Genomic DNA, 14,999 nt, shown 5'->3' with positions numbered 1-14,999 from the left:
CTGCGGGTGTCACTACCGTGCGAACTCTACCGCACCGGACGGCGAGCGCATCGCACGATGGCTAGTGTGACTCACGATCCCCGCAACTCACGCACTCCCTTACCCAACCGCCGCCGCAGCAACGTTCGCAAAGTGTGACCGTCTGCATACCCGACCTGCTCGGCAATGCGATCAACCGTGAGCTTGGTCGTCTTGAGTAATTGAACGGCACGCTCGATCCGCAAATCCTGAATGTACTCGACGGGCGTTTTACCGAGCACCGCGTTCAGACGTCGCGTCAGCGTCCGCGTGCTGGTCGCCAATGCCTCGGCGACGGCGTCGAGCGAGATTGCCGTGTCGAGACGTTCACGCACCCAGCGGTCGAAACGCTCGACGAGCGGGTCCGAATGGGAAAGGTGATCGGAGATCGCATACGCGGACTGCGACAGCCGCGAATCGAAGACGAGGTAACGAGCGACGAGCGCCGCAAGCTCAGGACTGTTGTTGCGGATCAACCAGAGTGCAAGGTCGACGTGGCTCAGAGCCGCCCCTGCCGTCAGCGCGCCGCCGCTGGAAACGACGATCCGATGTGCATCCAGATGCACGTGCGGGTAACGCTGCCGGAACAGTGGTGAGAGCCACCAGGTGGTCGTGGCTTCGCCACCATCGAGCAAGCCGCTTTCAGCCAGCACGAACGTGCCCGTACAGGCGGCTGCAACGCGGGCGCCGCCGCTGCGCCACGCACGCAAGGCACTTGACGCATCGATCACATCATCGCGGCCGAGCAAAGGCACAAGCGCATCGGCCGTTATGCGGTTGAGCGCCGGCAAGACGACCCAATCCGGCGCAGGAGCGTCGGACATATCGCAAACGGGTACCTGCATCCCGAGCGCGGTATGCACCTCGGGCCGCAGTCCCACCACGGTAATGTCGAAGCCCGGCGTGGTCATTCCTGTCGCTTGCGCAAGGCCGTTGGCCATCGTCAGGCTATCGAGCACAGTGGTGAGACCCGTGTCGAACACTCCATCGAGCGCAAGGACAAAAATTCGCATGGCAGAATTGGTACCAAAATTGTCGATTGAGACAGTATTCCCCTGCGCACTCTGTTTGTACAGTGTCACTCACCGCGTGAACCCGTCACGCGGACACTGGAGAACGAAGATGATCAAGCACGCCTTTTTTGTCCGACTTGAAGCCAAACCGGGAAAGGAGCAGGCGGTAGCAGACTTCCTTACCAGTGGCCTTGAAATGACCAATCGCGAGGCGACCACGCCGATCTGGTTCGCCCTCAAGTTCTCGCCGACCACGTTCGGCGTATTCGACGCCTTTGCGAGTGAAGAGGATCGTCAGGCACACCTGCTCGGTAGCATGGCCAACGCTCTGATGACAAGCGCCGACGAGATGCTGGCAAGCCCCCCGTCCATCGAACCGATCGACGTCCTGGCCGTGAAAAATCAACTGCCCTGACACGTTCGCGCCTCGGCAGCGCACAAACCCGCCGCGGGAGATTGCTGCAACCGCGGCACCCCGATTCAATCGCATTCATGTAGATGGAGTAACTCGTGTCGATTCATTACAAACTAGGCGTTGTATTCGCTGCCGTTGCGTTTGCCAGCTTGTCTTTCGCGCAAACGCCTGACGTCAAACCGCAACGGATTCGTGGCGATATCGTGTCGTTCAAAGGCGAAATGCTGACCGTACACCGGAACAGCGGCGACACCGTCTCGATCGACGTCAAGCCGGACGTTGGAGTGTCGGCTTTCAAGGCCGCCAAACTTTCCGACGCCAAAGTCGGTTCGTACGTCGGGACGCCGGCGCTTACTGGCAGCGACGGAAAATTGACGGCCACTTCAATGATCGTTTTTCCTGAAGCGGCACGTGGTACGGCCGAAGGGCATTTCGCCTATGACTTCGGTCCCCAAAGCACGATGACGAATGCAAACGTCGTATCGGTTGTCACCGGCGCCAGCGGCCGTGAGCTTAATCTGTCATACAAGGGCGGATCCAGCACGGTGACCGTGCCGACAAACGTGCCGGTCGTGACGCCAGTTCCGGTCAGCAAAGCCGATCTAATCGCGGGAAAGAAAGTCTTCGCCGTGGTAACCCCAGGCGCGAACGGCGTTTATGACGCGCACGTGCTGTTCGTCGAAAAGGACGGCGTGGTGCCGCAGTTCTAACGCATGATGCCGGCAGTGGCCGGATATCGCAACATTTCAATCTTCGTTTCCATTCATTCACCAATCCTAATCTATTGTTGCGCCTCTATTATTCAAGGATTCACCATGCGTTTTCCCACGTTACGATCTGCCGCGTCGCGAGCCGCCGCCGCACTCTGCCTGCTTACCACTGCCGCCGCGCCTGCTTTTTCCGCACCGGTTAAGAACATCGTCGTGGTCCACGGCGCATTCGCCGACGCCGCGGGTTGGCGCCCTGTCTATAACATTCTGACAAAAGATGGCTACCACGTGACACTGGTGCAACAACCGCTGACATCGTTTAACGACGACGTGACTGCCACAAAACGCGTGCTCAGTAGCCTCGACGGTCCGTGCGTACTCGTCGGTCACAGCTATGCTGGCGCAATCATTAGTGAGGCTGGGAACGACGATCACGTGAGCTCGCTGGTCTACATCGCCGCGCATGCGCTCGACGCCGGCGAAACCATCGCGGCCAACGGCAAGAAGTACCCGGGTGCGCCCATCTCCATCGTCGGCACGCCGGATAATTTTGTCTACCTGAAACCGGCCGACTATCCGTTGCAGTTCGCGCCCGACCTGCCGCGTGCGCAGGCCGAGTTCGAAGCGCACGCGCAGATACCGCTTGCGGCGTCCGAGTTCTCGGCGCAGATTTCCGATCCGGCATGGAAGACAAAACCGAGCTGGTACGTGGTCGCGAAGGCCGACAAGATCATCAATCCGGACCTCGAGCGCATGTATGCGGCGCGCGCTCACGCAAATACGGTCGAGATCAACGGTGCGAGCCATGCGGTGTTTGAATCCCATCCGCGGGAAGTCGCGGCGTTGATTGAACAGGCCGCGCAGAAGTCTGGCCAATAAGCGATTGTTATTCCGAGCCAGCCGCCGGCCTGACGTTTCCGACGACGAGCAACCTCATCAATCACGAGCTCGCTTTGAATCACGCAACGATTCAACCCGCCTGGGTCCGCATCACCCACTGGATCAATGCACTCGCCGTCGTCCTGATGGTGATGAGCGGCTGGCAGGTCTATGACGCCTCGCCGATCTTTCCGGTCTTGCGATTTCCCTCTGCCATCACATTGGGCGGCTGGCTCGGCGGTGCATTGCTATGGCATTTCGCGGTCATGTGGCTGCTGGTGGCGAATTTCCTCGTCTATATCGGGCTGAATCTCGCTACCGGCCGTCTGCGCCGAAAACTGCTGCCGATCAGCCTCAAGTCGTTTGCAACCGATCTCGTCGCCGCGCTGCGTGGCACGCTCGAGCATGAGGACCTCACACGCTACAACGCGGTACAGAAGTTCGCCTATCTGGTCGTCATCGTCGATATCGCGGTCGTGATCCTGTCGGGACTGGCGATATGGAAGTCGGTGCAGTTCCCGCTGCTGCGCACGCTGATGGGCGGATACGACAACGCCCGCGTCGTGCATTTTGTTGCCATGAGCGTGCTGGTTGCGTTCTTCGTCGTGCACGTCGTCATGGTCACGCTGGTGCCGCGCTCCCTGCTCTTGATGATTCGTGGACGCTAACCATGTCCAGGAAGCCCGATACGTTTCTCTCCTCTCACGCTGAATCCATCATCAAGGATGCGCGCAACGAACTGAAAAGTCCCGCGCGCCGCCTGCTTGGCAGGCGAGTGCTCACGCTCGGCGGCTTGGCTTTGCTGTCAGGCTGCGATTTGACCAATGACAAGTCCGTGAACACCATGCTGCGCAGAATGTCGTTCTTCAACGATCACGTGCAAGCCCTGCTATTCAATCGGAACGAGATGGCCCCGACCTATCCTGAGTCGATGATCACGCGACCGTTTCCGTTCAACGCGTTCTACGATGCCGACGATGTGCCCGAAGTCGACGCCGCTACCTACCGGCTCCAGGTGGGCGGCCTCGCGAATGGCAAACGCGTCTGGACGCTCGACGAACTGCGCGCACTGCCGCAGGAAAGCCAGATTACGCGTCACATCTGCATCGAAGGATGGAGTGCGATTGGCCGATGGGGCGGCGTGCGCTTCTCCAGTTTCCTGAAGCATTCGGGCGCCGATATCACAGCGAAGTACGTGTCGTTGCACTGCGCGGACAACTACTGGACCAGCATCGACATGCCCACTGCACTGCATGCACAGACGCTGCTTACGCTGACCTACGACGGCCAGGTGCTGCCACCGAAATACGGCTTCCCGATGAAGCTGCGCATGCCGACCAAGCTCGGCTACAAGAATCCGAAGCATATCGTGGCGATCAGTGTGACAAACGAATACCCCGGTGGTTACTGGGAGAACCAGGGCTACAACTGGTTCGGCGGCTCCTGAACGGCACACTTCATCGAACAGCCGGCGAATTCGTGCTTGCGCTGATTGAACCCCTGCTCCAGTCGCGACGAAGCATCATCCATGCTCGATGCCAAGCAGCCGCGCGTCCAGCCGCCGCGCCAGCGCCGCGCCGCCTTCGCGCATCACTGCATCGTGGTTCCATTGGAAAACCGGTCGCAACAACGGCGCCAATGCATTCATCCATGGGCGGTTCGTATGCACGCACCAATCATAGCGGACCACAGTCAGGTTGCGTCCGTCGCTCGAAAAGCTCCATCGGCCGGCGCCTTCGACATCGCCACTGGCTTCCCCCTCCAGCGCGACCAACGGGTCGACGCGCGTCACCCGCATATCGAACACGAGGCGATAAGGCAACCAGCCTTTCCACGTATAGCGTTGCACGACGCCCACGCCTTGATCGGAACCCGCCTCCAGCTGGTCCACGCGCTCGACGTTATGCCACCACTCGGGCCAGCGCGCCGAATCCTGGATTGCCGCCCACACTTCCTGCACTGGCGCATCGATGCGCCAGATGGTGGAAAAGCGGTATTCGACCGTCCGCAAGTTGCCTCCCTTCTTGGTATTTTTCTAGAGATTTTGTCAGATGCTCACTGCACTTGCCATAACCGGCGAAGCAGTGCCGCGTTTGCACGCCTGGCGTTAGGGTTCCTGAAAACGAGTGAGATAAGCGTCGGCAGGAAGCGGGCAATCCCGACCGACGCCCCATGACGCCCACGAAGCACGGGGGCCTTTTTAATCCGTCGTCCCCGCATAGGCGGATTTCAACGCGGCGATGTCGAACTTCACCATTTTCAACATCGCGCCGGCAACGCGCGCAGCCTTTGCTGGATCGGGGTCGGCCATCATGTCGAGGACATCGGTTGGAACGATCTGCCACGAGACGCCGAAGCGGTCTTTCAGCCAGCCGCACTCCTCGGGCGAACCGCCGCCCTCGAGAAGAGCGTTCCAATAGCGGTCAAGTTCTGCCTGATCCGCACAGTTGACCATCAGGGATATCGAATGGTTGAACGTGTCGAGTCGCCCCGCGCTCATGGCGATGAAAGGCTGTCCAAAGAGAACAAACTCGACAACCTTCGTGGAACCGGCGCTCGGCACGGCGGTGACCCGAGTGACGCGCGAGTCTGGAAAGATATCCGCGTAGAAAGCAGCGGCCTCCTCAGCTTCCATGGAATACCAAAGAAAAGGCGTGATCTTTTGAATCGCCATGGCAAATCTCCTGTCAGTGGTGGCTGAATGCGGAGGCAAGCCGCATGCTGCCATTGAGACGACGAAGGAAGACCATCAAAATTGACACGGCGGGAAGAAAAAGTTCAGTTTTTTATTAGCTTCAGCCATGCCACACGGCCGTCGCCTCTCGTCCGATATGGCTTATGCTAAGATAAAAGTTCGTACACGAACTAACTTCCAGTGAAGACGCTCCGTCCTCTGGAGCGCAACAGGCGAGGTTGAAGCATGGATCATCGGCTCGTATATCTGCTCAATGTGGGCCAAAAGCGCCTGAATCGATGGTCGCAGACTCGGACAGCCGCAGGTGGCGTGACTGCAGCGCAGGCGGGGCTGCTTTTCTTTCTCGGGAAAAACGACGGAGCCCTCACGAGCGAGGCGGCCGCGGCGCTCGATCTCAAGGCGCCGGGCATGAGCGGGTTGGTCGATCGAGTTGAGCGGGCCGGTCTTGTAGAACGCCATTCGGACGAACTCGATCGACGCGCGTCGCGGCTTTGGCTGACCGCCGCGGGACGCGCCGCACTCAAGCGGTCGAAGTCGGGTCTTGCCGAGTTGAATGCACGGCTGACGGAGGGATTTACGGCGTCCGAGATCGACGTGGTTGCGCGCTGGCTGACGAGTTTGCAGGACAAGTTTCCCGACGTCGAAGAGGAAGCGGCATAGGGTCACACGCGAACGCGACGGCACCATCGCGCCGCCGTTTTGCCCGGCAGTGTACGCCGCTCACATCATCGCGGAATCTTCGTGAAGTCTGGCCGGCGCTTTTCGGCAAACGCCAGGAATGCTTCTTTCGCCTCCGCGCTTGCAAGCCGCTCCACGAATATGGTGGTTTCCCGATCCATCTGGGCTGTCAGCCGTTCTGCTTCCCGCATGAGCCGTTTCGTTGCCGTCAGTGAACCGTAGGGCTTGGTGGCAATTTTCTCCGCAATCCGGCGTGCTTCTGTACGCAGTTCCGCAACGGGGACTAACCGATTTGCAATGCCCCAGGCAACTGCAGTATCGGCCGAAACCGGGTCGCCGAGCGCGAACATTTCGAATGCCCTGGCATGTCCAATCTGTAGCGGCAGGAGGTAGCTCGACGCGGCTTCGGGAACCAAGGCGAGATTCACGAAGGGGGTCATCAATTGCGCCTCTTCAGACAAAAGCACGTAGTCACAATGGAGCAACATCGTCGTACCGATTCCTACGGCCTTGCCCTGAACAGCGGCCACGATAGGCACCGTCGCGTTAGCCAGGTCTCGAACAAAGCGGACTACGTGACGTTCCTGTGGACCGTTGCCCGTAGCCTGCATGGCGAACTCCGAGAGATCGTTACCGGCTGTGAACATGTCCCCATCTGCCTGAATCAATAATGCGCGCACGTCATTATCGACATTGGCCCGCTCGATTGCATCCGCAAGCGCGCCATACATCACGTTTGTAATGGCGTTCATTTTTCCGGGTCGCGAGATCGTTACGACCAGCACGCCGTTTGCAAGTTCTACATTCACTTCTGGATTCATTGCCTCGTCTCCAAAGATTTGCTCAGACGATCTACGGTATGCACGCCTGCGCACATCGGAACGCCTCTAAACGTTCGCATGCGAAGTATATAACATTCGCATGCGAAGTAAACGTCTTCATGATCGAATAGACATGCGTACAGGAAGCTGCAGCGAGGCACGCGCTGCGCCAAATGCTCCGCTGTTGATCGACCTCTCTCTGCCGCTCAATGCGAATGGCGTGGCACTTCCGCGCCCCGGCAGCCCACCAGAAAGTCGAAGTCACATCCCTGATCGGCCTGCAATACGTGCTCAACGTACAGATGCCGATAGCCGCTCGCGTCGGCGGGATCGTCCTGGCGTGCTTGAGTCCATGCGGCGAGACGCGCAGCGAGTTCGTCATCGCTGACGTCGAGATGCAGGCGCCCGGCGTCGCAGTCTACTTCGATCCAGTCGCCGTCCTGGACCACCGCAAGCGGGCCGCCCGCGCGAGCCTCGGGCGCTACGTGCAGCACCACCGTTCCGTATGCGGTGCCGCTCATCCGCGCATCGGATATCCGCACCATATCCGTTACGCCTTTAGCCAGCAGTTTTGGCGGCAGGCCCATGTTGCCGACTTCGGCCATGCCGGGATAGCCCTTGGGTCCACAATTCTTCAGGACCAGCACCGAATCGGCGGTCACGTCCAGGTCGGGCGCACCGATGCGTGCCTTGTAGTCTTCGAAGCTTTCAAAAACCACCGCCCGTCCACGTTGCCGGAGCAGCGCGGGTGTGGACGCGGAAGGTTTGAGCACCGCCCCGTTGGGCGCAAGATTGCCGCGCAGTACGTATAAGCCGCCGTCGGGAAAAATCGGCTTATCGAGCGTGCGTATGACTTCCTCGTTGTAAAGCGGGGCATCCTTGCAGTTGTCCCACAGCGACTGACCATTTGCAGTCAACGCACCCGGATGCGGCAGCAGACCGCCTTCGCCGAGCCGGCGCAAGACCGCGGGCAGGCCACCTGCGTAATAAAACTCTTCCATCAGGTAGCGACCCGACGGCTGCAGGTCGACCACCGTCGGCGTACCGCGTCCAATCCGGGTCCAGTCATCGAGTTCAAGGCTCACACCGATGCGTCCCGCAATAGCCTTCAGATGAATCGCCGCATTCGTCGAGCCGCCGATCGCTGCATTGACCCGAATCGCATTTTCGAATGCCTCACGCGTGAGCAGTGCCGACAGACGTAAATCGTCGAGCGCCATCTGCACGATGCGCATGCCCGACATATGCGCCAGCACGTAGCGGCGCGCGTCTACCGCGGGAATCGCGGCATTGTGAGGGAGCGTGACGCCGAGCGCTTCCGCCATGCAGGCCATCGTCGAGGCGGTGCCCATCGTATTGCAGGTACCCGCCGAGCGTGACATCCCGGCTTCGGCGGACATGAAGTCGTGCAGCGAGATTTTGCCCGCCTTCACCTGCTCGCTCAGTTGCCAGACGATCGTGCCCGAGCCGATATCGTGGCCTTGATGCTTGCCGTTGAGCATCGGACCGCCGGTGACGAGGATCGCCGGTACATCGCAGCTTGCCGCGCCCATCAGAAGCGCGGGGGTCGTCTTGTCGCAACCGGCCAGCAGGACGACAGCGTCGATCGGATTGCCGCGAATCGACTCCTCGACGTCCATGCTCGCGAGATTGCGTGTGAGCATCGCCGTGGGGCGCAAGTTCGACTCGCCATTGGAAAACACCGGGAATTCCACCGGGAAACCGCCCGCTTCCAGCACGCCGCGCTTCACGTGTTCAGCAAGCTTTCGAAAATGCGCATTGCACGGGGTCAACTCAGACCACGTGTTGCAGATCCCAATAATTGGTTTACCGTGAAATTCGTGATCGGGAATGCCCTGGTTTTTCATCCAGCTTCGATACATGAAACCGTTCTTGTCGGCTGACCCGAACCATTGGGCAGAGCGTAGCGGGCGCTTTCCGTTCTTCATGTCCCTCTCCTTCCAGGTGCCAACTCGATAGTAATACTATTAAATCGGTGTATCGTGCACATCATTCCAACGACACGTGATTCCGCGGCCAACGAGCCAGACCTGTCCGGTCATCGTGTTGCACCGCACCCCGAGCCGCGAATGAAAAAGGCGTGAACTGCGGGACAGTAATTAATTAGTCAGACTAGTTAAGGGTATACATCGATTAGTAGGCAAAAGTGCGTGATATAGCATTTTCTGAGGGGTAGTCATGCGTACGCGCGTGCACGTGGGCTTTCCGAAAGGAGTGATGCCCGGCTCCGGTGCCTGTCTTGCCGGAGCTTTTCCTGCTTGCGCCGTTATAAACAGTGAAGTGTTCAACAACTGAGAGACGGGAGACTGAGATGACGCAAGCGAAGGAAGACAAGGACGAAGTACAAGGCATGCGTCGCGGATTGCTGCAAGGCGCAGGCCTGTCTGCAGCACTCGCGCTAATGGGTGGAATGATCTCGCCGGCCCAGGCGGCGGAAGCGGGTTCGTTCCCGGCGCACAAGCGATGGAAGATCGTATTCGTCAACCATGTCACGACGAATCCATTCTTCGTGCCGACGCAATACGGCATTCAGGACGCGACCGCTTTGCTGGGCATGGACTATCAATGGACCGGCTCGGCCAATGCCGACATCGCCGAAATGGTGAATGCGGTCAACGCGGCGATTGCCTCGAAAGCCGACGCGATCGCAGTACCGATCGTCGACCCCAAGGCATTCGACAAACCCATCCAGGCCGCGCTCGACGCCGGCATTCCGGTGTTCGCCTATAACGCCGACGCACCTTCGGGTTCCACGAATCCGCGCCTTGCGTATATCGGCCAGGATCTTTATCTGTCCGGTTATCAGATGGGCGAGCGAATCGTGAGTCTCATCGATAGCGGCCTCGTCGCGCTCTTTATCGCCACGCCGGGCCAGCTCAACATTCAGCCCCGCCTCGATGGCGCGGCGGCTGCCATCAAGAAATCAGGCAAGAAGATCGACGTGCAGACCATCGCCACCGGCGCGACCGTCAACGAAGAACTCTCGAAGATCAAATCATTCTTTCTCGGCCACCAGGATCTCAAAGGCATGTTCGCCGTGGACGCGGGCAGCACCCAGGGCGTCGCCGAGGTCATGAAGGAATCCAACCTGCCGTCCAAGGGCGTTCACGGCGGCGGCTTCGATCTGTTGCCGCGCACGGTCGATCTGATTCACGACGGCTTCCTCGACTTCACCATCGACCAGCAGCCGTACGTGCAGGGTTTCTATACCGTGGTCGAGGCGTTCACCTTCCTCGCTTCCGGTGGGCTCGTTGGGCCGGCCAATGTGAACACGGGTCTGAAGTTCGTCACCAAGGGTACAGTCGATCCGTATCTGAACACGTCGACGCGCTATGAAGGCAAGAGCACGAAATCCCAGATCGTGCCACGCACCGGTGCGATCAAAGGGTGACGTCTTCCGTGACGGACACCCAGAAAGCCGCCCAACGTCCGAGGCGCTGGTCAGGCGCGCTCGGACGTTCCAGCGAGATCCGCATCTTCGCGGTAGCGCTCATCCTCTGCATCTACTTCGAGACGGTCAACCATGACTTCCTGCTGACCAGCGCGAGTCTGCAGAATCTCTCGCAGTTCATCGCGCCAGTGGCGATCATTGCCTTCGGCGAAATCATGCTGATGATCGGCGGGGAGATCGATCTCTCCGCCGGGATGGTCTTTGCGTTCGCGCCTTTCATCATGCATTTCGCCATCGAGGCGGGCTTGCCCCCGTGGCTCGGCATGCTCACCGGCGTGGTTGCCGCGGGCCTCGTCGGGCTGATCAACGGCGCGGTGACGGTGTACCTGCGCATCCCATCGTTCGTGACGACGCTCGGCACGTTGTTCTTCGTGAACGGCCTCACGCTGACAATCTCACGAGGCACGCCGGTTTCGCCACCGGAAAACTCCGCGTTTGCGGCATTCATGGGCGAATGGGGTTACAGCGAAATCATCTGGACGCTTGTCATTGCGGCACTCATGCATGTGCTGCTACGTCACACGCGCTGGGGTTTGCATACGATCGCGTCGGGAGCGAATCCGCTGGGCGCGAGCGAGGCGGGGATACAGGTCAGACGCCTGAAGCTCGGCAACTTCATTCTTGCCTCGCTGCTCGCCGGCTTGACCGGAATCCTGGAGGGTTTCCGCATTACGTCGATCGATCCGCAAGCAGGCGGCAACCAGATCATGTTTCTCGCTGTCGCCGCTGCCGTGATTGGCGGCACGCCCCTCGCCGGCGGATCGGGCACGATCATAGGCGGGCTGATCGGCGCGGCGGTGCTTGGCATTCTCAACGACGGCTTCACGCTGATCGGCATCAACGCCTTCACCTTCAACATGATTCTCGGCGCGGCGATTCTCGGGGCCATGATCTTCAACATCCACGTGGTTCGTCTCGCACGCAAGGGGGAGCTGTAATGTCCGAGGTGCTGGAGGCGCTGCGCGGTGAAGACATTGTGAAGCGTTTCGGCGCGGTCACCGCGCTCGATGGCGTGACGCTGACGCTGAGACAGGGCGAGATTCTTGGCGTACTCGGTGACAATGGCGCAGGCAAATCGACGCTGATCAAGATTCTGACCGGCTTTCATCAGCAGACAAGCGGCAAGCTTTTTGTCGGCGGCGAGGAAACGATGCTTCGGTCGGTCGATCACGCCCGTTCGCTCGGCATTGAATGTGTCTATCAGGATCTGGCGCTCGCCAATTCCCTGAGCATCTATCACAACATGTTCCTGAATCGGGAAATCATCCGTCGAGGGCCATTTCGCCTGTTGAACAATCGCGCAATGCGTGAGCGCGCCGCGGAGTGTCTTGAAGAAATCGGCGTGCACGTGCCCTCGGTCGACCTGCCCGTCGAGCAGCTTTCCGGCGGGCAGCGACAGGCTATCGCGGTCGCTCGCGCGGTCAATTCGAATGCAAAGATATTGCTGCTCGACGAACCGCTGGCCGCGATGGGCGCCCGCGAGGCTGGACTGATCATCGACCTGATCCTTCGGCTCAAGGCAAAAGGCGGCCTGTCTATCGTCATGATCATGCACAACTACGCTCAGACGCTCGACATCGCGGATCGCGTGATGCTCATGCAACGTGGACGGGTGACCTACCAGCGGGAGGCAGCCAGCACGTCAGTCGAGGAGCTCATGGATATCGTGCGACGCGAATATCGGGCAATGCGGACAACGACGCATTGATACGCTGCGGCAAGTCGTGCTTCTCGGGTCAATCGCAGTGGCAGCGCAGCGACGGCGCCTTCATCGGAACGCGCACGGCGTCCACGTTATGCCGCTGAAAGAGCTGGTTATAGATCTCGGGCGCTCTTGCCTGCCGAACAGGGTCGCCGACGCTCATTCAACGGCCGTGATCGCATTACAGCCGTCGAAGCCAAACAAGCTGCGAGGCGTAGTCCACAAAACACGCCGCCGTGCGTCCGGATCGGGAATCAGACACTGGACCAACGTCAGCAACGGAGCATAGTCCATCCGCACCGGCGAGCGCAGGAACGGCCAATCCGAACCCCACACACAGCGATCCGGGCCGAACGCGCGAAGAATCTGCCGCGCGAAAATCTGCGCGTCTTCGTACGGATACTCAAGCTGCGAAAATTTTTGCAAGCCGGAAATCTTGACGACGGTGCGCGCGGTGTCGGCAAGACGCAGGAGCGCCTGGAAACCGGACTGATTCAAGCCCGCCGCAACATCGGGTCGGCCGCAGTGGTCGATTAGCACCCGCGTCGCAGTCCGCCCGATCAGCGGTTCGAGCGCGACCAACTGATCGCCCGTCACCTGGATCTGCGCGAACATATCGAGGTCGGCCAGCGTGTTGAAGAGCGAGTCGGCATCGTTGAGCGCTTCGACACCCTCCATCGCCGGATTGAAGGCGACGCCGACGACGCCCGCACCCTTCATCTCCAGCAACGCTTCCCGGCTCACGTCGTTGTCCACCACGGCGATGCCTTTGAAACGATCGCCATGACGCGCGATGGCATCGAGCATGCAGCGATTGTCGGTGCGATAGCCGCTGGTCGGCCCGACCAGCAACGCATGTCGCACGCCGCACGCGTCCATCACATGGGCGAACTGCGCAGCGGTGCCGATTTCCTGCATCGATGGCCGGTACGCGGTGTCAGCGCGATAAGGAAAGCGTGCGGGATCGAAGATATGGTTGTGACAGTCGATCTTCTCTTCATCGAAGATATTCATTGATGCGACTCTCCGAGTGATTCGTGACGGCGGCGTGCAGCTTCAAGCATAGTGCGCGTGCTTCGGTACGCAAGCTCGAGCCGGTCCTTCGCGGGCAGCGACGGCAACGGCATCTCCACGCCCAAAGCCGTGCCGGCAGGCAGCGCGTCCAGCAAGTCGATGAGCGGCAACACCCCTTCACCCGGCGGCAGGCGGCCGGTGCGCGCTTCGAGGATCGTCGCATCGTCCCCGACCGGCGCGTGTGGCGACGCGTCGCAAAGCTGCACGGCACGCACCATCCCCGCCGGCAGTGCCCGGATGTCCGCCGGGCTGCCGCCCGAGCGAGCGAGATGCAACGCGTCGACGAGAATCGCGAGGTTGGCATTGTCCACGCGCTCGACCATCGAGCGGGCCTGCTTCAGCGTGCCGACATGACGCCAGCGCATGAACTCCAGATCGACACGCAAGCCATATTGCGCGGCCAGTTCGCACAGGGCCGCCAGGTTGGCGGCAAGCCGCACAGCGTCGGGATCGTCGCCCGAGACTGTCACGCAACGGGCGCCCAGATCGGCCGCAGCGTCGAACATCGGTGCATAGGACGCGACGTCGATATCGGGCAGCATCGGAATGAACTCGACGTCGTGCACCGTCACGCCCTCGTCGGCAAGCACACGCCGCAGCGCGCGATGCGCTTCGCTCCCCACGCTCGACGGGTACGCGATCGCGTCCGCGGAGGTCGGGTTCAGCCTCAGCCCCACCGCGTCGAATCCCGCGCGCGCCGCTTGCGTCACCCATTCCAGCGGGGCCAGTTCCAGCGCGGTGAGATGCGCGACGGCAAGCTTCGGCGCTTCTGTCCGCGCGCTCAATATGTGGCCCTCCCGCCGGTCAGATCGAAAGTGAAGCCGCTCGTAAAGCTGCATTCGGGACTCGCGATCCAGCTGACCATCGCGCCGACTTCCTCGATCTGAAGAAAGCGGCCCATCGGAATCTTGGCCTTGCTCGCCTCGATATGCGCGTCGGACATCTCGCTGAACAGTTCGGTTTCGACCATCGCCGGCGCGACGCAGTTGATGAGCACGTTGTCCTTCGCCAGTTCCTTCGCCGCGGCCTTGGTGAACGCGATGACACCCGCTTTCGCCGCCGAGTACCCCGAGATGAACTGAACGCCTTCCTTGCCCGCGATCGACGCCACGTTGACGATGCGGCCGCCGCCACGCGCGCGCATATGCGGAATGGCGACGCGGCAGCAGTAAAACACGCTATTCAGATCCACGGCGATCACACGTTGCCATGCATCCACCGGATATTCCCAGCACGGCGCCACCGGTCCGTTGATGCCCGCGTTGTTCACGAGAATATCCACTTGACCGAGACGGTCGAGCGTGGCCGCGAAGGCCTGTTCGACCGAGTCGATGGCGGCGACGTCCACCCGCTGAATGTGGTCGGGCGCGAAGCCCAGACGTTGCGCGCCGCAGTCGTCCACATTCAGGTCCCACACTGCCACGCGTGCGCCGTCCGCTTTCAGCTTTTGCGCGATACCTAGACCGATGCCACGCGCGGCGCCCGTGACGATGGCCACTTTTCCGTCGAGAGAACGAGTCAT

17 protein-coding genes are annotated in these 14,999 nt (G+C 60.4%); 9 read left to right on the top strand and 8 right to left on the bottom strand.

Going from position 1 to position 14,999, the window contains the following annotated elements; all coding sequences use genetic code 11:
- Positions 1–71 precede the first annotated feature (71 nt).
- Positions 72–1,031, bottom strand: a complete 960-nt coding sequence (locus PQR32_RS18520; protein WP_408229735.1) for a GlxA family transcriptional regulator — start codon at positions 1,029–1,031, stop codon at positions 72–74.
- A 109-nt stretch (positions 1,032–1,140) separates the two neighbouring features.
- On the opposite strand from PQR32_RS18520, the gene PQR32_RS18515 reads away from it, so the two are divergent.
- From PQR32_RS18515 to PQR32_RS18495, 5 genes are all read left to right on the top strand, one after another.
- Positions 1,141–1,446, top strand: coding sequence for a putative quinol monooxygenase (locus PQR32_RS18515; RefSeq protein ID WP_408229732.1), 306 nt, complete (start codon positions 1,141–1,143; stop codon positions 1,444–1,446).
- A gap of 95 nt (positions 1,447–1,541) precedes the next feature.
- Positions 1,542–2,156 carry a hypothetical protein gene (locus PQR32_RS18510; protein WP_408229729.1) on the top strand — a complete coding sequence of 205 codons (615 nt, stop codon included), beginning with the start codon at positions 1,542–1,544 and terminating at the stop codon, positions 2,154–2,156.
- A 105-nt stretch (positions 2,157–2,261) separates the two neighbouring features.
- Positions 2,262–3,035, top strand: a complete 774-nt coding sequence (locus PQR32_RS18505; RefSeq protein ID WP_408230080.1) for an alpha/beta fold hydrolase — start codon at positions 2,262–2,264, stop codon at positions 3,033–3,035.
- A gap of 74 nt (positions 3,036–3,109) precedes the next feature.
- Positions 3,110–3,703: a cytochrome b/b6 domain-containing protein gene (locus PQR32_RS18500; RefSeq protein WP_408229726.1), complete on the top strand. Its 594-nt coding sequence runs from the start codon at positions 3,110–3,112 to the stop codon at positions 3,701–3,703.
- Positions 3,704–3,705: 2 nt separating this feature from the next.
- Positions 3,706–4,482, top strand: a complete 777-nt coding sequence (locus tag PQR32_RS18495; RefSeq protein ID WP_408229723.1) for a molybdopterin-dependent oxidoreductase — start codon at positions 3,706–3,708, stop codon at positions 4,480–4,482.
- Positions 4,483–4,557: 75 nt separating this feature from the next.
- Here the strand turns inward: PQR32_RS18495 and PQR32_RS18490 are convergent, their stop codons facing one another.
- Both PQR32_RS18490 and PQR32_RS18485 read right to left on the bottom strand, forming a co-directional pair.
- Positions 4,558–5,046 carry an SRPBCC family protein gene (locus PQR32_RS18490; protein WP_408229720.1) on the bottom strand — a complete coding sequence of 163 codons (489 nt, stop codon included), beginning with the start codon at positions 5,044–5,046 and terminating at the stop codon, positions 4,558–4,560.
- 189 nt (positions 5,047–5,235) lie between these two features.
- Complete coding sequence (locus PQR32_RS18485; protein WP_408229717.1) at positions 5,236–5,709, bottom strand: VOC family protein; 474 nt, start codon at positions 5,707–5,709, stop codon at positions 5,236–5,238.
- 246 nt (positions 5,710–5,955) lie between these two features.
- On the opposite strand from PQR32_RS18485, the gene PQR32_RS18480 reads away from it, so the two are divergent.
- The gene (locus PQR32_RS18480; RefSeq protein WP_408229714.1) at positions 5,956–6,390 is read left to right on the top strand and encodes a MarR family winged helix-turn-helix transcriptional regulator; all 435 of its coding nucleotides are present in this window, start codon (positions 5,956–5,958) and stop codon (positions 6,388–6,390) included.
- A gap of 65 nt (positions 6,391–6,455) precedes the next feature.
- Here the strand turns inward: PQR32_RS18480 and PQR32_RS18475 are convergent, their stop codons facing one another.
- The gene (locus tag PQR32_RS18475) at positions 6,456–7,229 is read right to left on the bottom strand and encodes an enoyl-CoA hydratase (RefSeq protein ID WP_408229711.1); all 774 of its coding nucleotides are present in this window, start codon (positions 7,227–7,229) and stop codon (positions 6,456–6,458) included.
- Between the two features lie 206 nt (positions 7,230–7,435).
- Entirely contained in the window at positions 7,436–9,178 is a 1,743-nt protein-coding gene (locus PQR32_RS18470) for an IlvD/Edd family dehydratase (protein WP_408229708.1), read from the bottom strand.
- 383 nt (positions 9,179–9,561) lie between these two features.
- On the opposite strand from PQR32_RS18470, the gene PQR32_RS18465 reads away from it, so the two are divergent.
- From PQR32_RS18465 to PQR32_RS18455, 3 genes are read left to right on the top strand one after another with little or no spacing between them, the layout of a single operon-like run.
- Positions 9,562–10,641 (top strand): sugar ABC transporter substrate-binding protein, encoded by a 1,080-nt coding sequence (locus PQR32_RS18465; protein WP_408229705.1) that lies wholly within the window; start codon positions 9,562–9,564, stop codon positions 10,639–10,641.
- A complete protein-coding gene (locus tag PQR32_RS18460) occupies positions 10,638–11,639 on the top strand; it encodes an ABC transporter permease (RefSeq protein WP_408229702.1) in 1,002 nt (333 codons plus the stop codon). Before PQR32_RS18465 ends, PQR32_RS18460 begins: the two co-directional genes overlap by 4 nt.
- Positions 11,639–12,409: an ATP-binding cassette domain-containing protein gene (locus tag PQR32_RS18455; protein ID WP_408229699.1), complete on the top strand. Its 771-nt coding sequence runs from the start codon at positions 11,639–11,641 to the stop codon at positions 12,407–12,409. The genes PQR32_RS18460 and PQR32_RS18455 overlap by 1 nt, the downstream gene beginning before the upstream one ends.
- Before the next feature lie 153 nt (positions 12,410–12,562).
- Here the strand turns inward: PQR32_RS18455 and PQR32_RS18450 are convergent, their stop codons facing one another.
- From PQR32_RS18450 to PQR32_RS18440, 3 genes are read right to left on the bottom strand one after another with little or no spacing between them, the layout of a single operon-like run.
- Entirely contained in the window at positions 12,563–13,417 is an 855-nt protein-coding gene (locus PQR32_RS18450) for an amidohydrolase family protein (RefSeq protein WP_408229696.1), read from the bottom strand.
- Entirely contained in the window at positions 13,414–14,262 is an 849-nt protein-coding gene (locus tag PQR32_RS18445) for a sugar phosphate isomerase/epimerase family protein (RefSeq protein WP_408229693.1), read from the bottom strand. Before PQR32_RS18445 ends, PQR32_RS18450 begins: the two co-directional genes overlap by 4 nt.
- Positions 14,259–14,999: an SDR family NAD(P)-dependent oxidoreductase gene (locus PQR32_RS18440; RefSeq protein WP_408229690.1), complete on the bottom strand. Its 741-nt coding sequence runs from the start codon at positions 14,997–14,999 to the stop codon at positions 14,259–14,261. Before PQR32_RS18440 ends, PQR32_RS18445 begins: the two co-directional genes overlap by 4 nt.

This window comes from Paraburkholderia dipogonis (assembly GCF_046027395.1).
In the GTDB taxonomy this organism is placed as follows: Bacteria; Pseudomonadota; Gammaproteobacteria; order Burkholderiales; family Burkholderiaceae; genus Paraburkholderia; species Paraburkholderia dipogonis_A.
The sequence above is the reverse complement of the archived record's forward strand: the minus strand, read 5'-3'. Positions and strand labels throughout refer to the sequence as shown.